This window comes from Pseudomonas sp. MPR-R2A5 (assembly GCF_058793055.1).
On record NZ_JBXAFK010000004.1, the window covers coordinates 106840 to 123911 of the forward strand.

The 17072-nt window shown below is 59.6% G+C and carries 17 protein-coding genes; 11 read left to right on the forward strand and 6 right to left on the reverse strand.

The window, feature by feature from the left end:
- Positions 1-7 precede the first annotated feature (7 nt).
- The 5 genes from AC1Q6I_RS04500 to AC1Q6I_RS04520 all read left to right on the forward strand — a co-directional run bounded on the left by AC1Q6I_RS04500 (position 8) and on the right by AC1Q6I_RS04520 (position 4547).
- The gene (locus AC1Q6I_RS04500; RefSeq protein ID WP_024075456.1) at positions 8-466 is read left to right on the forward strand and encodes a VOC family protein; all 459 of its coding nucleotides are present in this window, start codon (positions 8-10) and stop codon (positions 464-466) included.
- A gap of 14 nt (positions 467-480) precedes the next feature.
- On the forward strand, positions 481-1083 hold the full coding sequence (locus AC1Q6I_RS04505; protein WP_024075455.1) for an amino acid synthesis family protein: 603 nt from the start codon (positions 481-483) through the stop codon (positions 1081-1083).
- Positions 1084-1144: 61 nt separating this feature from the next.
- Positions 1145-2752 carry a bifunctional 3-(3-hydroxy-phenyl)propionate/3-hydroxycinnamic acid hydroxylase gene (locus AC1Q6I_RS04510; protein WP_024075454.1) on the forward strand — a complete coding sequence of 536 codons (1608 nt, stop codon included), beginning with the start codon at positions 1145-1147 and terminating at the stop codon, positions 2750-2752.
- Positions 2749-3528 (forward strand): 2-keto-4-pentenoate hydratase, encoded by a 780-nt coding sequence (locus AC1Q6I_RS04515; protein WP_102623362.1) that lies wholly within the window; start codon positions 2749-2751, stop codon positions 3526-3528. Before AC1Q6I_RS04510 ends, AC1Q6I_RS04515 begins: the two co-directional genes overlap by 4 nt.
- 77 nt (positions 3529-3605) lie before the next feature.
- On the forward strand, positions 3606-4547 hold the full coding sequence (locus tag AC1Q6I_RS04520; RefSeq protein WP_024075452.1) for a helix-turn-helix domain-containing protein: 942 nt from the start codon (positions 3606-3608) through the stop codon (positions 4545-4547).
- Between the two features lie 12 nt (positions 4548-4559).
- Here the strand turns inward: AC1Q6I_RS04520 and AC1Q6I_RS04525 are convergent, their stop codons facing one another.
- The 5 genes from AC1Q6I_RS04525 to AC1Q6I_RS04545 form a co-directional block, all read right to left on the reverse strand.
- The gene (locus tag AC1Q6I_RS04525) at positions 4560-5480 is read right to left on the reverse strand and encodes an ABC transporter six-transmembrane domain-containing protein (RefSeq protein ID WP_024075451.1); all 921 of its coding nucleotides are present in this window, start codon (positions 5478-5480) and stop codon (positions 4560-4562) included.
- The gene (locus AC1Q6I_RS04530; RefSeq protein WP_024075450.1) at positions 5453-5851 is read right to left on the reverse strand and encodes a hypothetical protein; all 399 of its coding nucleotides are present in this window, start codon (positions 5849-5851) and stop codon (positions 5453-5455) included. The genes AC1Q6I_RS04525 and AC1Q6I_RS04530 overlap by 28 nt, the downstream gene beginning before the upstream one ends.
- A gap of 253 nt (positions 5852-6104) precedes the next feature.
- Entirely contained in the window at positions 6105-7181 is a 1077-nt protein-coding gene (locus tag AC1Q6I_RS04535; protein WP_024075448.1) for an ATP-binding protein, read from the reverse strand.
- Positions 7178-7924 (reverse strand): response regulator, encoded by a 747-nt coding sequence (locus tag AC1Q6I_RS04540; protein ID WP_024075447.1) that lies wholly within the window; start codon positions 7922-7924, stop codon positions 7178-7180. The genes AC1Q6I_RS04535 and AC1Q6I_RS04540 overlap by 4 nt, the downstream gene beginning before the upstream one ends.
- 146 nt (positions 7925-8070) lie before the next feature.
- The gene (locus AC1Q6I_RS04545; protein ID WP_102623364.1) at positions 8071-8898 is read right to left on the reverse strand and encodes a helix-turn-helix domain-containing protein; all 828 of its coding nucleotides are present in this window, start codon (positions 8896-8898) and stop codon (positions 8071-8073) included.
- Positions 8899-9084: 186 nt separating this feature from the next.
- Here AC1Q6I_RS04545 and AC1Q6I_RS04550 point away from each other — a divergent pair, with 186 nt between their 5' ends.
- The 6 genes from AC1Q6I_RS04550 to valS all read left to right on the forward strand — a co-directional run bounded on the left by AC1Q6I_RS04550 (position 9085) and on the right by valS (position 16534).
- Positions 9085-10224 (forward strand): ornithine cyclodeaminase family protein, encoded by a 1140-nt coding sequence (locus tag AC1Q6I_RS04550; RefSeq protein ID WP_024075445.1) that lies wholly within the window; start codon positions 9085-9087, stop codon positions 10222-10224.
- A 35-nt stretch (positions 10225-10259) separates the two neighbouring features.
- Positions 10260-10682: a RidA family protein gene (locus tag AC1Q6I_RS04555; protein ID WP_024075444.1), complete on the forward strand. Its 423-nt coding sequence runs from the start codon at positions 10260-10262 to the stop codon at positions 10680-10682.
- A gap of 57 nt (positions 10683-10739) precedes the next feature.
- Positions 10740-12032, forward strand: coding sequence for an NAD(P)/FAD-dependent oxidoreductase (locus AC1Q6I_RS04560; protein ID WP_069075960.1), 1293 nt, complete (start codon positions 10740-10742; stop codon positions 12030-12032).
- A gap of 12 nt (positions 12033-12044) precedes the next feature.
- Positions 12045-12893: an alpha/beta fold hydrolase gene (locus tag AC1Q6I_RS04565; RefSeq protein ID WP_069075961.1), complete on the forward strand. Its 849-nt coding sequence runs from the start codon at positions 12045-12047 to the stop codon at positions 12891-12893.
- Positions 12894-13023: 130 nt separating this feature from the next.
- Positions 13024-13845, forward strand: coding sequence for an oxygen-insensitive NADPH nitroreductase (nfsA, locus tag AC1Q6I_RS04570; protein ID WP_024075441.1), 822 nt, complete (start codon positions 13024-13026; stop codon positions 13843-13845).
- Between the two features lie 121 nt (positions 13846-13966).
- Positions 13967-16534 carry a valine--tRNA ligase gene (gene valS, locus AC1Q6I_RS04575; protein ID WP_102623365.1) on the forward strand — a complete coding sequence of 856 codons (2568 nt, stop codon included), beginning with the start codon at positions 13967-13969 and terminating at the stop codon, positions 16532-16534.
- A 139-nt stretch (positions 16535-16673) separates the two neighbouring features.
- Here the strand turns inward: valS and AC1Q6I_RS04580 are convergent, their stop codons facing one another.
- Positions 16674-16904 (reverse strand): hypothetical protein, encoded by a 231-nt coding sequence (locus tag AC1Q6I_RS04580; RefSeq protein WP_041160937.1) that lies wholly within the window; start codon positions 16902-16904, stop codon positions 16674-16676.
- Positions 16905-17072: the final 168 nt, after the last annotated feature.

Below are 17072 nucleotides of genomic sequence, written 5' to 3' on the forward strand. Positions count from 1 at the left end.
TACCGCCATGAAGGTCGAGATCCTGCGTACTCACTTATCGCTCTGGGTCAGTGACCCTGACGTATCGGCACGCTGGTACGCCGACATCCTGGGCATGCACGAAAGTGCCCGAGGCGAGAGCTGGGTCATGATGGCATTTGGGGGCAAGCACCACGATATCGCCTTGATTCGTGCCGAACCGGGTGCCCATCAAGGTGGGCTCGGGTTGCAACACTATGGCCTGGAAATCGCCGGGGACATGACAACCTTGCGTCAGCTGTACGGGATGTTGCTGAGCAAGGGCGTCGAGGTGGTGAAGATCACCGATCACGAAATCGGCAACGGCCTGTATTTCAACGACCCCGATTGCAATCGCATGGAATTCTTTCTTGAAACCGAGCATGACGATGCGTGTGGCAAGGCCCGCTTCAAGGCCGCCGGTGCGCCGAGTCGCAACATCACGCTTGATCCACTCGAACCCCTTTGAACAGAGGCACACTGATGAAAACCGCAAATTTCGCCAGCTATCACATCCGCAAATGGTACAGCTTCGTTGAAGAGACCCTGGCCAATGAAACCGGGCAGTTGGCCGATGGCGAGCCGGTGTTCAAATACGCCGTCGCTGCTGTGATCGCCAACCCATATGCCGGCCGCTACAGTGAAGACCTGTCGCAATTGATCGAGCCGTCGCCGCTGTTGGGTCAAGAGTTTGGCCGGCGCATCCAGGCACTGGCCGGTTCGCGCCAGATTCAAAGCTATGGCAAGGCTATCCTGGTGGGCAGCGCAGGCGAGTACGAGCACGGTAATGCGTTCCTGACCAACCCGGCCGCCGATCCGATTCGCGTCGCGCTGGGCGGCGGCAAATCGTGGGTGCCGTCCACCGGCAAGCGTGGTGGCCCAGGTTCGACCATCGACGTGCCGTTGGCGCACAAGGACGCGTTGTACGTGCGCTCGCACTACGACAGTTTCTCGCTGACCTTCGGCGACGGTCCTTCGCCGGATGAGATCGTCGTGATCTGGGCCTTCGCCACGCGCGGACGCCTGCATGCACGCTTGGGCGGCCTGAAAGCCGAAGACGTAAAAGGCCTTGACGGTCTGCACTGATAAGCGCGCAGGATCAAGCGGTGCTGGACTCAAACCACAACAAAAAAAGCGGTGAATAGCGATGAAGCAGGAGAAGACCCAAGTTGTCATCGTGGGCGGTGGCCCCAACGGCATTACGGCCGCGCACTATATGGGAATGTACGGTGTCGACTGCGTCGTCCTTGAGCTTGCCGACTGCATATTGCCTTACCCCCGCGCGGTGGGCATGGATGATGAAGCGCTGCGCGTTCTCCAGGCAATCGGCATCGCTGAACTGGCGGTGCGCGACATGATCTGCGATGTGCCGCTGCGCTATTACAACGCACGCGGCGTGTGTTTTGCCGAGGTCAAACCGAGTACCGCCCATTACGGCTGGCCGATGCGCAACATCTTCATGCAGCAGTTGCTCGAAGGCACGCTGCGCGAAACGCTCGGGCAGCGCAGCAGTGTGGTGTTGCGCCAAGGCCATGAAATGCTCGAGCTGGAGCAGGATGGGGAGGGCGTGACCTTGCAGGTGCGCGATGCCCAGGGCGAGGTCTACCAACTGCGCGCCGATTATGTGATCGGCGCCGATGGCGGGCGCTCCACCGTACGCAAAAAGCTCGGTGTTGAACTGATCGGTCTGACCCATGCGCGAAAATGGGTAGTGGTCGACACCGCCAATGACACCTTGGATGCGCCTTATACCGCGCTGCACGCTGACCCGCAGCGGCCATTCGTATGCATCTACCTGCCGTACCAGCAGCGGCGCTGGGAGTTCATGCTGATGGAGGGCGAAGACGAGGCGAAGATGTGCGAAGAGAGCACCATCCGCGATCTGATTCGTGGGCATATCGGCGACGCGGTGGACACGTTGAACATCATCCGTATCCGCGCCTACACCCACCATTCCCGCGTGGCGGCGCGGTTCGTCCAAGGGCGCGTGGCGCTGGTGGGCGATGCCGCACATATTTCGCCACCGTGGGCCGGGCAGGGCCTCAATTCCGGGCTGCGTGACGTGGCCAACGTGGCCTGGAAACTGGCGGCGATCATCCACGGGCGCGCTGCCCATGGGATCCTCGCCACCTATGACCAGGAACGTCGTGGGCACGCCACCGAACTGGTCGCCCTGGCCGACAATATGGGCACGGTACTGGGGCTGACCAACCCGTTGATGGCCGGCGTGCGTGACTGGTTGTTCCAGGCGGTGAACAGCGTAGATAACCTGCGCTCGCACCTGTTGGAGTTCAAGTTCAAACCCAAGGCCACCATCACCAAAGGGTTGGTCTATCACGAACGTGCCGAACTGCGCGAAGACGACCTGGTCGGCCAGCTGTTTGTGCAGCCGTATATCGAAGATGCCCAGGGGCAGCGTCGGCGTCTTGATGATGTGCTTGGCAATTCCTATGCGGTGCTGGGTTATCGGGTCAATCCGCGCGCGCAACTGAGCGAAGAAATGGCCACGTTCTGGGCACGCTGGGACACGCGCTTTATCCAGGTCAACCGTTCGCGCAGTGGTATGGGGCGCAACCAGCCATTGACGGCCACGGATGCCATCAGCGTGGAGGACGTGGATAACCGCCTCGGCGAATGGTTCTCGAGGGTGCGCGATTGCGTCGTTGTGGTGCGTCCGGATCGGTTTGTCGCCGCCATTACCACGCCTGAGCGGCTTGAATCGGTGTTGCGCAAGTTAGCGGAGCAGCTGTCATGACTGCCGATCATCGCGTATTGAGCCAGTTGGACCAGGCCACACGCAGGGTGCAAGCCATTGCGCCGCTCCCCCCCGAGGCGCTGGACCTGAACGCCGGGTACGCGCTGCAACGCCAGGGGCTGGCTTTGCGCCAGGCCGCGGGCGAACAACTGAGCGGTTGGAAGATCGCCTTCGCCGGTAGCGCCGCGCAACGGCGCTTCGGCATTGACGAACCGGTGTATGGCGGCCTGACCGACCAGATGTGCGTACAGCCGAACACAGCGGTGGCGCTGTCGCGGTTGATCCAGCCCAAGCTGGAGATCGAGGTGGCGATTGTGTTGGGGCGCAGCCTGGCGCCGGGCGAGTACAGCGATGAGGAGATCCTGGACGCGATTGCCGAGGTGGCACCGGCGTTCGAGATTGCCGACTGCCGTTGGCAGGGTTGGACGTTCGGGGTGGGGGCCTTTCTCGCCGATAACGCGGCGGCGGGCCTTTATTGCCTGGGCCCCAGAATCGCGTTCGACCCTGTCAAGCACGCCAATGTGGCGTACCGCCTCGAATGTACCGGCGCGCTCTGTGGCGAAGGCGATACCGAGGGCCGCGAGGACCCGCCGCTGACCAACCTTTGCTGGCTGATTCGCCGCCTGCTGGCCGACCGTCAGCCGGTGGAGGCCGGGCAGGTGGTGCTGTCCGGTGCGTTGCTGGCGCCGATGGATATCCAGCCTGCCACGTACCGCCTGCATATGTTTGGCACGGAACTGGCTTTGCTTTTCACCACGGACAAAACCGCGGTGTGAACCATCGCTGCCGTCAAGGATGACTTCAGTCCCCTTCAGGCCAATGACGACAACGGGGCCCCCGAGGAACGACGACCATGCTTGCTGAAGTTCGAACCTTCAATGACCCTCAACTGCATGCCGGCTCCATCCAGGGCTGGCGGCAAGTGTATGACCAACTGGGGCGTGGTTGCCTGACGAGCGGGCTGCGCCAGTTGTCTGCCGAGCGCTTTCAGATCTTCCAGGAAGTGCTGGACAAACGCGTGGTGCAGCGCGGTTTTGCCCCCACAGGGCGACTGTGCGTGGCCATGTCGCTGGGCAGTGCGCCGGTCGTACAGGGGCAGCAGGTGGGGGCGCACAACGTGGTGCTGTTGCGTGACGGCGAGGAGTTTGTGTTGCATGCGCCCGAAGGCACAGATTTCTTCGCGCTTAACGTCGACACCGTACGCTTTGCCAAACTGGCGGCCTTCGAGTTGTCCAGTGACCAGCTCAAACGCATAACCACCCGTTCTCAGATTTGCGTGGACGATGCGTTACTGCTGCGGATACGGCGGCGTATCTACCCACTGTTTCGTCACCTATTGCAACAGACGGAGGCTATCAGCACGAGCGCCGAAAAGATGCTCGAAGACGAACTGCTTGGCGCCTTCCTGGACCTGTTCAGCAACGCCACCGATGAGGTGCGTTGCCGGCGCGGCAATTTCGCCGTGAGTGCCTACCTGGTCAAGCGTAGTCAGGAGTTGATCGATGCCAGCGGCGATACGCCATTGAGCATTCTCGACCTGTGCGAACAGCTGCGGGTGAGCCGGCGGACCCTGCAGAACAGTTTCCAGGCGGTGACCGGCATGCGCCCGGTTGAGTACCTGCGAAACCTGCGCCTGAATGCGGTGCGTCGACGCCTGATCGCTACGCCGGCCTGCAGCCAAAACGTCGGCGACGTAGCGGTGACGATGGGCTTTTTCCACCTGAGCCACTTTGCCGCGCATTACCGCGCACTGTTTGGCCAGTCACCGTCGGAAACCCAGCGGGCGATCGTCTGAACAGACGAAGGATCAGGTAGACGCCTCATCCAACCCCGGATCCACGCGTTTGCCGATGTCCTTGAGCCGAGCCAATTGGTCGACCACGCTGGGGGCTTCATCCAGGCAACTGACGAACGTCCACAGGTAAGTCATCACCGAATAGATATGCCCGGCCTTCACCGCAGGCGCCAGTGCCAGTTGGCTGATGGCGACCACAAACAGCAAGGCCGCGAGGATACCGATGGTGAGGAAGGCGATGGCCTCACGGTCCGACAGCCAGATACGCAGCCGTGACAGCACCTGATAGTGACGGCGCAAGGTGTGGGCACCGACCTTTTCCACCAGGCTGATTTCCTTTTCCAGGCGGTTGTTCAAGCGCTCATGCAAGCGCTGGTTGCGCCGCGCAAAGCCTGGCACCACCGCGAGACACAGCCCCAGCGCCACCAGGCACGCCAGGCCGACCCAAGGCTCAATCACCAGCAACATCGCGGCCGCGCCGATGATCGAGACCAGCGCCGTGGCAATCGTGGGCACGTGTTTTTCGAAAAAATCGACGAATTCCCGTGCCAATACCACCCGTGCGGCGGCCTTCGAGGTGCTATGACGTTGCAGGCGCTGGTTAAGAATCACCGGTACCGCAAGGTCAGCGTAGATACGCGTAAAGGTGCGGGTGTCGAGGGCGCGTCGGGCCGCGCCCACTACCCAGAAGCCCAACACCACGGCGGCATAGAACAAGGCGTTGCCGGCGTCGCCACGGAGCATGGCGTCTACGGCAAACCCAGCAAACAACGGGTAGGCCAGCAGCAGCGCGTTTTCCAACGCCACCAGCGACAGGGTACAAAACAACTTACCGGGATAGGCCTTGGCGATCGCCTTGAGCGTCTGGCTGGCGGACTGTTGACCGAGCTTGCGGCTGTGCTCAATCAGTAGTGGAGGTGTGACGGAGGGCATGGGCCACCTGGTTTGTGCAAAGTACGGGGGTGGGAACTCAGGGTTCCGGCATACAGACCGTGGGTGACGTCGAGCAGATAACGCGTCTCCTCGGTCATCAGTAACAAGTCGATCTGCACTTCTTCGATAACGATTTCCAGGATGATCAGCAGGCAAATGGCAGGCGCGGTAAACAGCCAGTGGTAATAGGACTGGCTGACCAGCGAGGCGATAACACCGAGGATCCACAGTGACAGCACCAGCCGGGGCGCCTGTTTCTGCAGGGGAATCCAGAAACGTTGCAGCCTCCTGAGCTTCGCGCTATAGAGCCGTACGGAGTCTTCAAGCAGGGTCACGTCAATCAAGTTTCGATCGCGATAGTTAGTAGACATACATGCAATCCCAGGCTGAACTACAAAGTGCGGGTGTTTGACTTGGCCAAGGCGTGCGCAGGCAGCGCCTTGTACAACCAGGCCAGGTTGACTTCGTTGACTTGCACCCATTCGCCGTTCTGTGGAGTCCCTTCGCAGCTCTTGAAAGCGATACAGCGTCCCTGTGTGTCGAGTAAGGCAAAGTGGCGGTACTGCTGAACGCTATTGACTCTAAAAATAGACAAGCGCATGTCGTCACCCGGGACGGTTGGGTTTAGATGGCGACCAGTTGGTCGGGCCAGCTCAGTTCGAATAAGGTGCCGCCGTTGTCCAGGTTCCGGCAGGTCACGCTGCCCCCATGGGACAGGGCAATTGCGCGCACGACGGCGAGCCCCAGGCCGCTGCCACCCTGGGCGCGGGATCGCGAGCTTTCCCCGCGCTGGAACGGCTCAAAGATGTGCGCTGCAAACGCTTCTTCAATCCCTGGGCCTTCGTCCTCGACACTCAGGGCATTCAGGCCATCCTGGCTGCTCAGGCGCACCGTGACATTGCCTGGGGTTGCATGCCGTTTCAGGTTGTCCAGCATGGCCAGTAACGCTTGGCGGATCCTGGCCGGATCACACTGGATGGGCCGTTCGAGCAGGTCCAGATGCAGCACGAACCCGGCGGCAAGAAGGCCTGGTTCGAACAGGCGGGCGTCTGCCTCGATTTCCTCGGCCAGGTTGGCACTTTGGATCTGGATTTCGAGGTAGCCGTTGTCCGCCAAGCCCACGACCCGCAGGTCTTCGATCAGGCGCGTCAGGCCTTCCACCTGGTTCAGCAGGCTGTAGAACTGCGCCTGGTCCGGCGTGAACACGCCTTCTGCCAACCCTTGCAAGCGGCCACGCAGGATGGTCAGCGGGGTGCGCAGTTCGTGCGCAATCGCGGCGTTCCAGAAAGATTGTTCTTCAGCCATGCGTTTCAAGCGTTTAGCCATACTGTTGAAGTCATCCACTAACAGGGAGGCCTCAGCCAATGAGCGGTCGGAGGCCGTCGCCCGGGCATCGAGGTCACCGTCGGCAAGGCGGCGCAGGCTGGCCGCGACCGAGTTCAAGGGCATCAGAATGCGTCGGGACAGTTTGATCGCCACCACGGCCCCCACCGCCAGGCTGATGCAGGTGATCAGTGCCATCCATGCCCACTCCATGCCGGAGGGCAGCCATTCGTCCATGTCCAGATCCGACGGCGGCCAGAACATCCAGAGCAGCGCGTAAAACACGTAGGAACCGACCACCGACAGTGCGATCACGCAGAGCACCACGGTAGACATCGACAAGATGATCTGTCGGCTCAAGCTGTTGGCGATCTTCATGGGTTGTTCCCGAACCGGTAGCCGACCCCACGGATACTGGTCGGTACGCCCTGTAGACCCAGGTCTTCGATTTTGCGCCGCAACTTGCTGATATGGCTGTCCACCGTACGCTCCAGGCTGTCACTCTCGGGCGAACACAGGGCCAGCAATTCAGCGCGACTGAAGACGCGCTTGGGCGCCTTGGCCAGTTGTGCCAATAGCCTGAACTCCGTCACTGTCAGGTTGAGCGAATGCTTATGTGCCCCGATCTGCACATTGACTTCATGGCTGTCGATATCGATTTCAAAGGCATTTACCCGCAGCACACTCTGGCGCGCACCGTAGCCGTGATCGAGCGAACGACGCAGCACTGCCTGGGTCCTGGCGACGACTTCGGCGGGGTTGAACGGCTTGACAATGTAGTCGTCGGCACCGATACGCAGCCCCATCAACTTGTCCACGTCCTGGTCCTGGGCGGTCAGCATGATCACCGGCGTGGTACCCCGGTGGCGGATCTCGGCCAGTACCATCCAACCGTCCAGTTTCGGCATCAGCACGTCCAGCAACACCAGGTCGGGCTTGAGCGATTGATGCAGTTCAAGGGCACGGCGCCCATCCAGGGCATGGGCGATCTGGAAGCCACTGCGCTTGAGATAGGCCGTCAGGATGTCGGCGATTTCGGGCTCGTCTTCAGCGATCAATATCAACGCCTGGCGTTTATCCGCGAAGTCCGTTGGCGTCGATTCAAGGTGCGATTCAGTCATGGTTGGCTCGGTCGTGCTGTTCGGTCATTACAGTATGGCGAATTACCCTGTAACGACGAAGGCTACTGTGCACCACGAGCATGCGCTTTCATGGGAGGTTTTATGGAGAAACGATGGAGACGCGGGTTTATTTGCCAACAGCCTGGTCAGGCGTAGCTGATCCTGTCGCTGTAGGCGTTTTGCGTCATCTTGCGTTGGTAGTCGCAGGGGGTGGTGCTGACCAGTTTCTTGAAGTCGCGCAGGAAGTGAGATTGATCGGAAAAGCCCAGGTCGAGGGCCAACTGCGAAAACGACACATCGTGCTGGGTATTGAGGGTGTCCAGGGCCGCCTGGCAGCGGATGATCCGGCAAAATGTCTTGGGTGACATACCGGTGTCCTGGTTGAACTGGCGGTGCAAGGTGCGGCTGGTGTAGCCGCTGAGGTCTTCGAGTTGCTGGACGCGAATATCGCCGCGATGGCGCATCGTCTGCTGGATGATCATGGCGGTGAGTTTCGAGGTCTTGCCCATCAGGCGTGGGGTCAGGTAGTCGTTGAACAGTCGCATCTGATCGCCCAGCAGCGGTGTCTGGACGATGCTTTCGAAGATGCGTTGGGCGAACTCGGAGACCTCCAGCAGGTCCAGTTCGCGTTCGGTCAACTCTTCTGCGAGCACATTGACGAAGCCCGGAATAACGCCCGGTGAGAAGCGTACGCCGAAGTAATGGTGGTGCTGGTGCAACTCGACCGCCTGGGCAACCAGCGGCGTGCCACAGATCCGCGCGGTAGGGCGCGTCGCATCACAGTCGAACAAGATATCTACGCAGCCGTCCGGGACGGCCAGCAGGTTGGCCGATTGCGCCACATCGAAGGCATAGAAGTGCGAGATCGCCGGATGTGCGCAAGGCATCACCGAATAGCGTGAAGAGTTGAGCACGAACCAGGGCTGTTCGTTCGCGGTGTGGTGCCGGGGAGTCGGCACGTTCTGTTTGATCATGGTTGCACCTTGGGAAGGCAGCGCTACGGGAAGTTTAACGCATTTATCGCGCCAACTATCGTCCTACCAGACTGAGCGGCATGTCCGAAATTTACAATACCGCCAACATCTCCCACCTGATACTCGATCTCGACAGCGTGGAGCTGCGCCTACCGCAGTGATATCACCTTCAGTCCGAGAATAACTATGTCTACAACTACAAAAATCGACTTTATCTACCTCTCCGAGCAGGACATGATCCGCGCGGGAGTGACCGACATGCTGGCCTGCGTGAATACCATGGAGGAGATGTTCGGCTTGCTGTATGCCGGTGACTACCGCATGGCCGGCCCGAACAATGATTCCCATGGTGCGATGGTGATTTTCCCGCAGGATTCGCCGTTCCCGAACATGCCCAAGCCCACGGCTGACCGGCGCATGATGGCGATGCCGGCCTACCTGGGCGGCAGCTTCTGCACTGCCGGCGTGAAATGGTACGGCTCCAATATCGCCAACCGCGAAAAAGGCCTGCCGCGTTCCATCCTGATGTTCACGCTCAATGATCCCGACACTGGCGCGCCGTTGGCGCACATGTCGGCCAACCTGTTGTCCGCATACCGCACCGGTGCGATTCCTGGCGTGGGCGCACGCCACCTGGCACGCAAGGACTCGAAAGTCGTCGGGCTGCTTGGCCCGGGTGTCATGGGCAAGACCACGCTGGCGGCATTCATCGCGGTATGCCCGCATATCGACACCCTGAAGATCAAGGGGCGTGGCCAGAAGAGCCTCGACAACTTTATCGCGTGGGTCAAAGAAACTTATCCGCAGATCACCACGATTACCGTGGTCGACACCCTTGAAGCGGTGGTCCGCGACTCGGACCTTGTTACTTATTGTAGCTCCGGGGAAACGGGTGACCCGTCGACCTACCCAATTGTGCGGCGTGAATGGGTCAAGCCAGGTGCGTTCCTCGCGATGCCGGCGGCCTGCTCGCTGGACGCAGGCATGGAAGAACCCGACGTGCGCAAGGTGCTGGACAACACCGGTCTGTACCAGGCCTGGTTCGAAGAGTTACCCAAGCCTGCGCATCACAACGTGCCGGTGATTGGCGTGCGCTTCATGGACATGATTGCCGAGGGCAAGATGCAACTCGATGAAGTCGAGGACATCGGCAAGATCATCGCCGGGGCCGCACCAGGCCGCAAAAACGATGAAGAAATCATCATCATGTCGGTGGGCGGCATGCCCGTCGAAGACGTGGCCTGGGGCACGGTCGTGTATCGCAACGCCATCGAAAAAGGCATCGGCGTGACGTTGAACCTGTGGGAAACCCCGGTACTGCGCTAAGCCTCATCTTCATCCCATTTGACGAGATATTCGACATGACAAAAATCACCAAGCTCAAGACCGGTTCCCCATTCGAAGACCAGGCCAGCTATTCGCGCCTGGTCGCCGTGGACAACTGGATCTACGTTTCCAACACCGCGGGCCGTAACCCGCAGACCAAGCTGATTCCCGAAGATGTCCTGGAGCAGACTCTCCAGGTGTTTGCCAACATCGAGTCAGCCCTGAAGGCAGTCGATGCGAGCCTGGCCGATGTGGTGTGTTCACGGGTGTTTATCCAGGACCCCAAGGACGTGCCGGCCGTGATGGGGTTGATCGGCGAAAAGTTTCGCGGTGTCGATCCGGCCAGCACCGTTACCTGCCCGCCACTGGGCTCGACGGTCTACAAGGTTGAGCTGGAAGTGACTGCGTATCGCAACGCCTCGAAGGCGCAGGTCGACGTCATTCGCCTGTCGCAATAATCGTCACGTGGCGATGTGCATGCGTGGCTTCCCTAATTCGCTAACCGAGTCTTGACCATGGCACCGATAATAGCGCCCGTCACAACCTCCACCGTGTTTCCCAGCGCGACGTCCGTCGTCATCATTGGCGGCGGGATCATCGGCCTGACGGCTGCGCTCGCCTTGGCTGAGCGCAATATCGCGGTGGTGGTCCTGGAAAAAGGCCGGATCGCCGCCGAGCAGTCATCTCGTAACTTGGGATGGGTGCGCAAAACCAGCCGTCACGCGGCCGACATACCGCTGGCCCTGGCCGCTGACCGCTTGTGGGCGCAGATGCCTGAGCGGGTAGGGGCGGATGTGGGGTATCGCCAGGAAGGCATCATGTTTTTAGGCCGTACCCCGGCGCAAATGGCAATGCATGAGGGCTGGCTCAAGTCGGTAGAGCATTTGTCGCTGGATTCGCGGTTGCTCAGCAAGCGTGAGATTGATGCGCTGGTGCCGGGCGGCGTGGGTGACTGGGCCGGCGGTATTTTTACACCCTCCGATGCACGTGCGGAACCGACGCTGGCCAGCAGCGCCATCGCCAACGCCGCCATGGCCATGGGCGTAGTGATCATCGAGCAGTGCGCGGTGCGTACGCTGCAGATGTCCGCAGGTGCGGTCAGTGGCGTGGTCACGGAAAAAGGTGAAATTCGCTGTGATCACGTATTGCTCGCAGGCGGCATGTGGTCCCGTCGCTTTCTGGGCAATCTGGGGGTGTCGTTGCCGACCTTGCCCTTGACCTGCTCTGTGCTGCGTACCCAACCGATGGAAGGGCCGACGCAGATTGCCGTCGGCGCCCCGGATTTTTCGTTTCGCAAGCACAAGGACGGCGGTTTCATCATTACCCAGCGCGGTAAGTTGGATGCTTTCCTGACCCTCGATCACCTGTTGCTTGCCAAACAATATATGCCGCAGTTTCGTGCGCAACGCAGCGTGTTGAATGTGTCGCTGGGCAAGCCGTTTATTAATGACCTGATGCTGGCACGTCGTTGGCACGCCGACAGTGTCAGCCCGTTCGAGCGCATCAGGGTGCAGGATCCAGCCGCCAATCCGCAGCTCAACAACGACGCGCTGAACAATCTGATTGCCGCCTGGCCGGTGTTCGAACAGGCAAGGATCGCGCATGCCTGGGCGGGCACTATCGACGTGACACCCGATTCCAACCCGGTGATCGGACCGGTAGCGCAGATCCCAGGCTTGACCGTGGCCACCGGCTTCTCGGGGCACGGGTTCGGTACGTCGCCTGCGGCGGGCCATCTCGCGGCGGATCTGGTCAGTGGGCATACGCCGATCATTGACCCGAGCCCTTATCGCTTCGACCGTTTCTAAAGGAGCAAGGCCATGCCTGCTGAGAGCTGTTTCTTCACCAATCGTTCGGGCTTGCGCCTGCATTATTTGCGCTGGGGCGCCTCGACAGGCGTGCCCCTGGTGCTATTGCACGGCTTGCGAGCCTATGCACAGACCTGGGAGTCGCTGGTACAGGCCCTGGGGGAGGGCTACTGCGTCTATGCCCTGGACCAGCGCGGCCGGGGGCTGAGCGACTGGGCCGAACCCGCCAGTTACCACACTCAATCGTATGTCGAGGATCTGGAGGATTTGATCGAGCATGTTGGCCTACAGCGTTTTGTATTGCTGGGCCACTCATTGGGCGGCGCCAACGCCCTCGAGTATGCGCGGCAACACCCGGGACGCTTGATGGGCTTGCTGATCGAGGATATCGGCCCCGGATCTTCAACCCAAGGCGATGGCGCCGCGCGTATTCGTCGCGAGATGGCCCAGACGCCATTGCAGTTCGAAAGCTGGGACGCGGCCCGTGCATTCTGGAAGGCCTCACGTCCAGGTTTGTCGGAGGAGGGCGTGGAATCAAGGCTGGCGCATTCGATGCAGGAGCGCGACGGAGTGATTGGCTGGCGCCATGATCAGCAAGGGATTGCCGAGGCACGACTGAGTATCGAACCCACTGATTTGTGGCCGGCGGTGCGCTCATTGGATTGCCCAAGCCTGTTCATTCGCGGTGGCCGCTCGGACTTTCTACCCCCTGTGATGCTGCAGGCCATGTGCGCCAGCAACCCGCACGTCCAAGCCGTGGAAGTGGCGGATGCCAGTCACTATGTTCATGATGATCAAGGCGAAGTGTTCAATCGTTTGGTCGCCGGCTTTTTGAGCGGCCTGGTGCATGCAGGTCAGTGAGCGGTTTGGCTGACACACTGAACGTACCTGTGTGGATCGGTTTGGTTTGCGTGGTAGATGAAACTTCCCCCGGGAGGCGTGCTGCGCTGCCGGGGATTTGGTAGCCTCGATTTCTATTTGGAGATATCGAATGACAGCCAACGCCCAATCGAAACTGGCTGCCCGCTATGGCGCGGCGGACATCTCGCCCCTCAAGCCCTGGAACGAGACGATCGACCTGCTGCTCGACCATCGCAGCGTTCGTGCCTTTACTGATCAGCCACTGCCTGACGGCACCCTCGAGACCCTGGTCGCCGCGGCGCAATCAGCCTCAACCTCGTCAAACCTGCAGGTCTGGAGCGTCGTCGCTGTTCAGGACAGCGACCGCAAGGCGCGTCTCTCGTCCCTGGCGGGAAACCAGGCCTATATCCGCCAGGCGCCTCTGTTTCTGGTCTGGCTTGCTGACCTTTCCCGGATCGCTCGAGTGGCTGAGCAGCAAGAGGTGGAGCTGGAAGCCGTCCCTTACCTCGAGAGCCTGTTGCTCGGCACGATCGACGCCGCCTTGGCGGCTCAGAACGCCGTGGTTGCCCTGGAATCGCTGGGGCTGGGCAGTGTGTACATTGGCGCCATCCGAAACGACATTGAAGGCGTGGCCAAGGAGCTTGGTCTCCCTGCGCAGGTCTATCCCGTTTTCGGCCTTTGTGTCGGCCACCCCTCTACCGAACGGCCAGCGGAAGTGAAGCCAAGGCTCCCGCAACGCGCCGTGCTGCACCATGAGACCTATTCGGCAGCGACAGATGTGGCTGCGGTCGCTCAATACGATGAGCGCTTGGGCGCCTTCTACCAACGTGAGGGCATGAAGGCTTCCGGGTGGTCGGAGCAGGTGGTCAATAGGCTTCGCAGTGTCGCAAACCTCCATGGGCGAGAAGAGCTGGTGGAAGAGCTGAAACGAATGGGATTTGGGCTTCGCTGAGCCATTAAAACAAAACCAGGGATGTCCTTGTTCAGACTGATCTCACTGGATTAGGGGGTTTACTTTTCAAAGGCGATTCAATATAAAATTCAGCCCGGCGCACGACTCACTGTCGTGCCCTTTGATATTAACAGGAGGATGCTATGTCACCGTTAAACGTGATGAAGTTCTAAACGATCAAACTGTCACCCCCTCGCTCGAAAACCTTGAAACACGCTGGTCTCAACGTTGGCAGCTCGAAGGCACGTATGCCTTTGACCACACAGCCCAACGCGACGCTGTGTTCTCCATCGATACACCCCCGCCGACGGCCTCAGGCTCGCTGCATGTCGGTCATGTCTTCAGCTATACCCATACAGATATCATCGCTCGATACCAGCGCATGCGAGGTAAGGCTGTGTTCTACCCCATGGGGTGGGACGACAACGGCTTGCCGACCGAACGCAGGGTCGAGAATTTCTATGGCGTACGTTGCGACTCGCTGGCAGCTTATCAGCCTGGTTTCAGGCCACCTGAGCCCATTCCATTAAAGCGAGGTGACTTTACTGTCATCAGCAGGCGCAACTTCATCGAGTTGTGCCACGAACTGACGGCCATTGATGAGCAAGCGTTCCGTGCACTCTTCGTGCAACTGGGCTTGTCCGTTGATTGGAGCCTTTCATATGCCACCATTGATGAGCGCTCCCAACGAGCGAGTCAGCGCGCTTTGCTTCGTAACTATCAGCGTGGCGAACTGTATAGCCAGGAAGCCCCGTGCCTGTGGGACGTAACGTTCCAGACAGCCGTGGCTCAAGCAGAGCTTGAAGAGCGTGAGGTCGCGGGTGCGTATCACGAACTCCGTTTCGAGACGGCTGATGGCGCCCCATTGAGGGTGGCTACCACTCGGCCTGAGCTACTGATGGCATGCGTGGCGCTGGTGGCTCACCCGGACGACGTTCGTTATAAGGCGCGGCTCGGACAATCCGTGCGCTCGCCGATTTTTGACGTGGACGTACCGCTGCTGGCACACCCTTTGGGCGATCCTGACAAGGGCACCGGCTTGGTGATGGTCTGCACCTTTGGCGATCTTACCGATGTGATCTGGTGGCGGGAGTTGCAGTTGCCAACGCGGTCAATACTGGGAAAAGATGGGCGCCTGTTGCTTGAGACGCCCCCCTGGTTGACGACACCCCGCAGCCAACAGGCCTATGCAGGCCTGGCTGGCCGTAATTTGTCCCAGGTTCGCACACAGCTCGTGTCGATGTTTCGCGACTGCGGCGCCATGCAGGATGAACCCCGACCGATTCAACACGCGGTAAAGTTTTTCGAGAAAGGCGACCGGCCTTTGGAAATTCTTGCCACTCGGCAATGGTACTTGCGTAATGGCGGACGCGACGCAAGCCTGCGGGACTTGTTGCGTGCCTCAGGCCAGACGCTGGACTGGCATCCGCCGCACATGCTCAGGCGTTACGAGCATTGGGTAGGCGGTTTGAACGGAGATTGGCTCATCAGTCGCCAGCGTACGTTCGGCGTACCGATTCCGTTCTGGTATAGGCTGGATGCACAAGGCGAAGCAGACTACAGCGCGCCGATTATTGCCGGTGAGGAAAGCCTGCCCGTTGATCCGAGCCTGGATACTCCGCCAGGGTATCGCCCCGAGCAACGTGGTCAACCGAATGGTTTTGTCGGCGAACAGGACATCATGGATACGTGGGCCACCAGTTCGCTGACGCCTCAGATCGCCGGAGGCTGGGGAGAGGACGACGCGTTGTTCGCCAAAATATACCCCATGGATCTCAGGCCTCAAGGTCACGACATCATCCGCACCTGGCTATTTTCGACACTGGTACGCAGCCATTTTGAACACGGTTGCGTGCCATGGCGTAATGTCGCGCTCTCTGGGTGGATCCTTGATCCCGACCGTAAGAAAATGTCTAAATCCAAGGGTAACGTGGTAACCCCACAAGCCTTGCTCGACCAGTATGGAAGTGACGGTGTGCGCTACTGGGCAGCCTCAGCGCGGCTCGGCAGTGATACAGCCTTTGAAGAACAGCAGATGAAGATCGGCCGCCGTTTGGCCGTCAAGCTGTTCAATCTATCGAGGTTGGTTCAAGGCTTTGCGAAGGATGACAACGGGGATATCGACCAGCCGCTGGATCAGGCCATGCTCAAACGCCTGGGCGGCGTAGTCCATGATGCTACGTGCGCGTTGGAGGCGTACGACTATAGCGTGGCGTTGTCACGTATCGAAGGGTTCTTCTGGTGGTTTTGCGATGACTACGTCGAATTGGTCAAGCGTCGCGCCTATCGACCAGAAGGCCATTCGGCCCGTAATGCTTTTGCACATGCACTGAGCGTGCAGCAGCGACTGTTTGCGCCATTTCTGCCATTTGTGTGTGAGGAAGTCTGGCAATCCTGGAATTGCGGCTCAGTGCACAATGCGCCTTGGCCGCAAGGGGATGCTTGTCCTGACGCGTCTATTGAAAGCTTATTGATGAGTGTCAGTGCCGTGCTATCTGCGATTCGCAAAGCAAAATCTGACGCCCGCCAATCCATGAAGGCTTCGGTAGCACGTGTTGAACTGGTTGACGGGGCTGCGCAGCTTGAAAGGATAAAAGGCGTTCGCCAGGACTTGATCGAAGCAGGTCAGGTTGAGGCTTTGGTGTTTATAGAGGGAACTGAACAGCGGGTCGATGTATGGCTGAAGTGACGTAGACCTGAGGGCAAGTCAATTCGCGGAGCGATCAAGGAGATCGCTTCGCGAGCACGTCTATAGTCGTCCAGCAAACACTTGGGCTTTGAAAGGTTTGGAACAGGGACGGCGTGTTGGCTGCATGAAGTACCCAGGGTTAAAAGTGGATTTCAGCCGCCTTGAGGCCCAAGTCGCGAAGTTCTGCGACCAAGTCATCCAGATGCCCGAAAGACTCGACCTCCTCGTTGTCATCAACCAAAAAATAACTTCTCCCGGCGTCCTTCTTGAAGAACACAATCCACTCCTTGGGGTTGGTTGGGTTTGCGATCACATGCGTGTCGAAGGTCACGCCTTCGGCATGTTTGGTTTTCACAGCTTGACGATTCATGTCTGTCACCACGCTACGCGCGTTTTCAAAAATTCTCTATTGGCAGTGCATGCTCGCTCAGCTCCCTCTGAGCTCCACCCTAGACATCTCCAGCCGCACGAAGCAGTGGCGCCAGGGGATTTCAATTATCACTGGATGTTAATATTATGCACATGCATCCACTGAGGA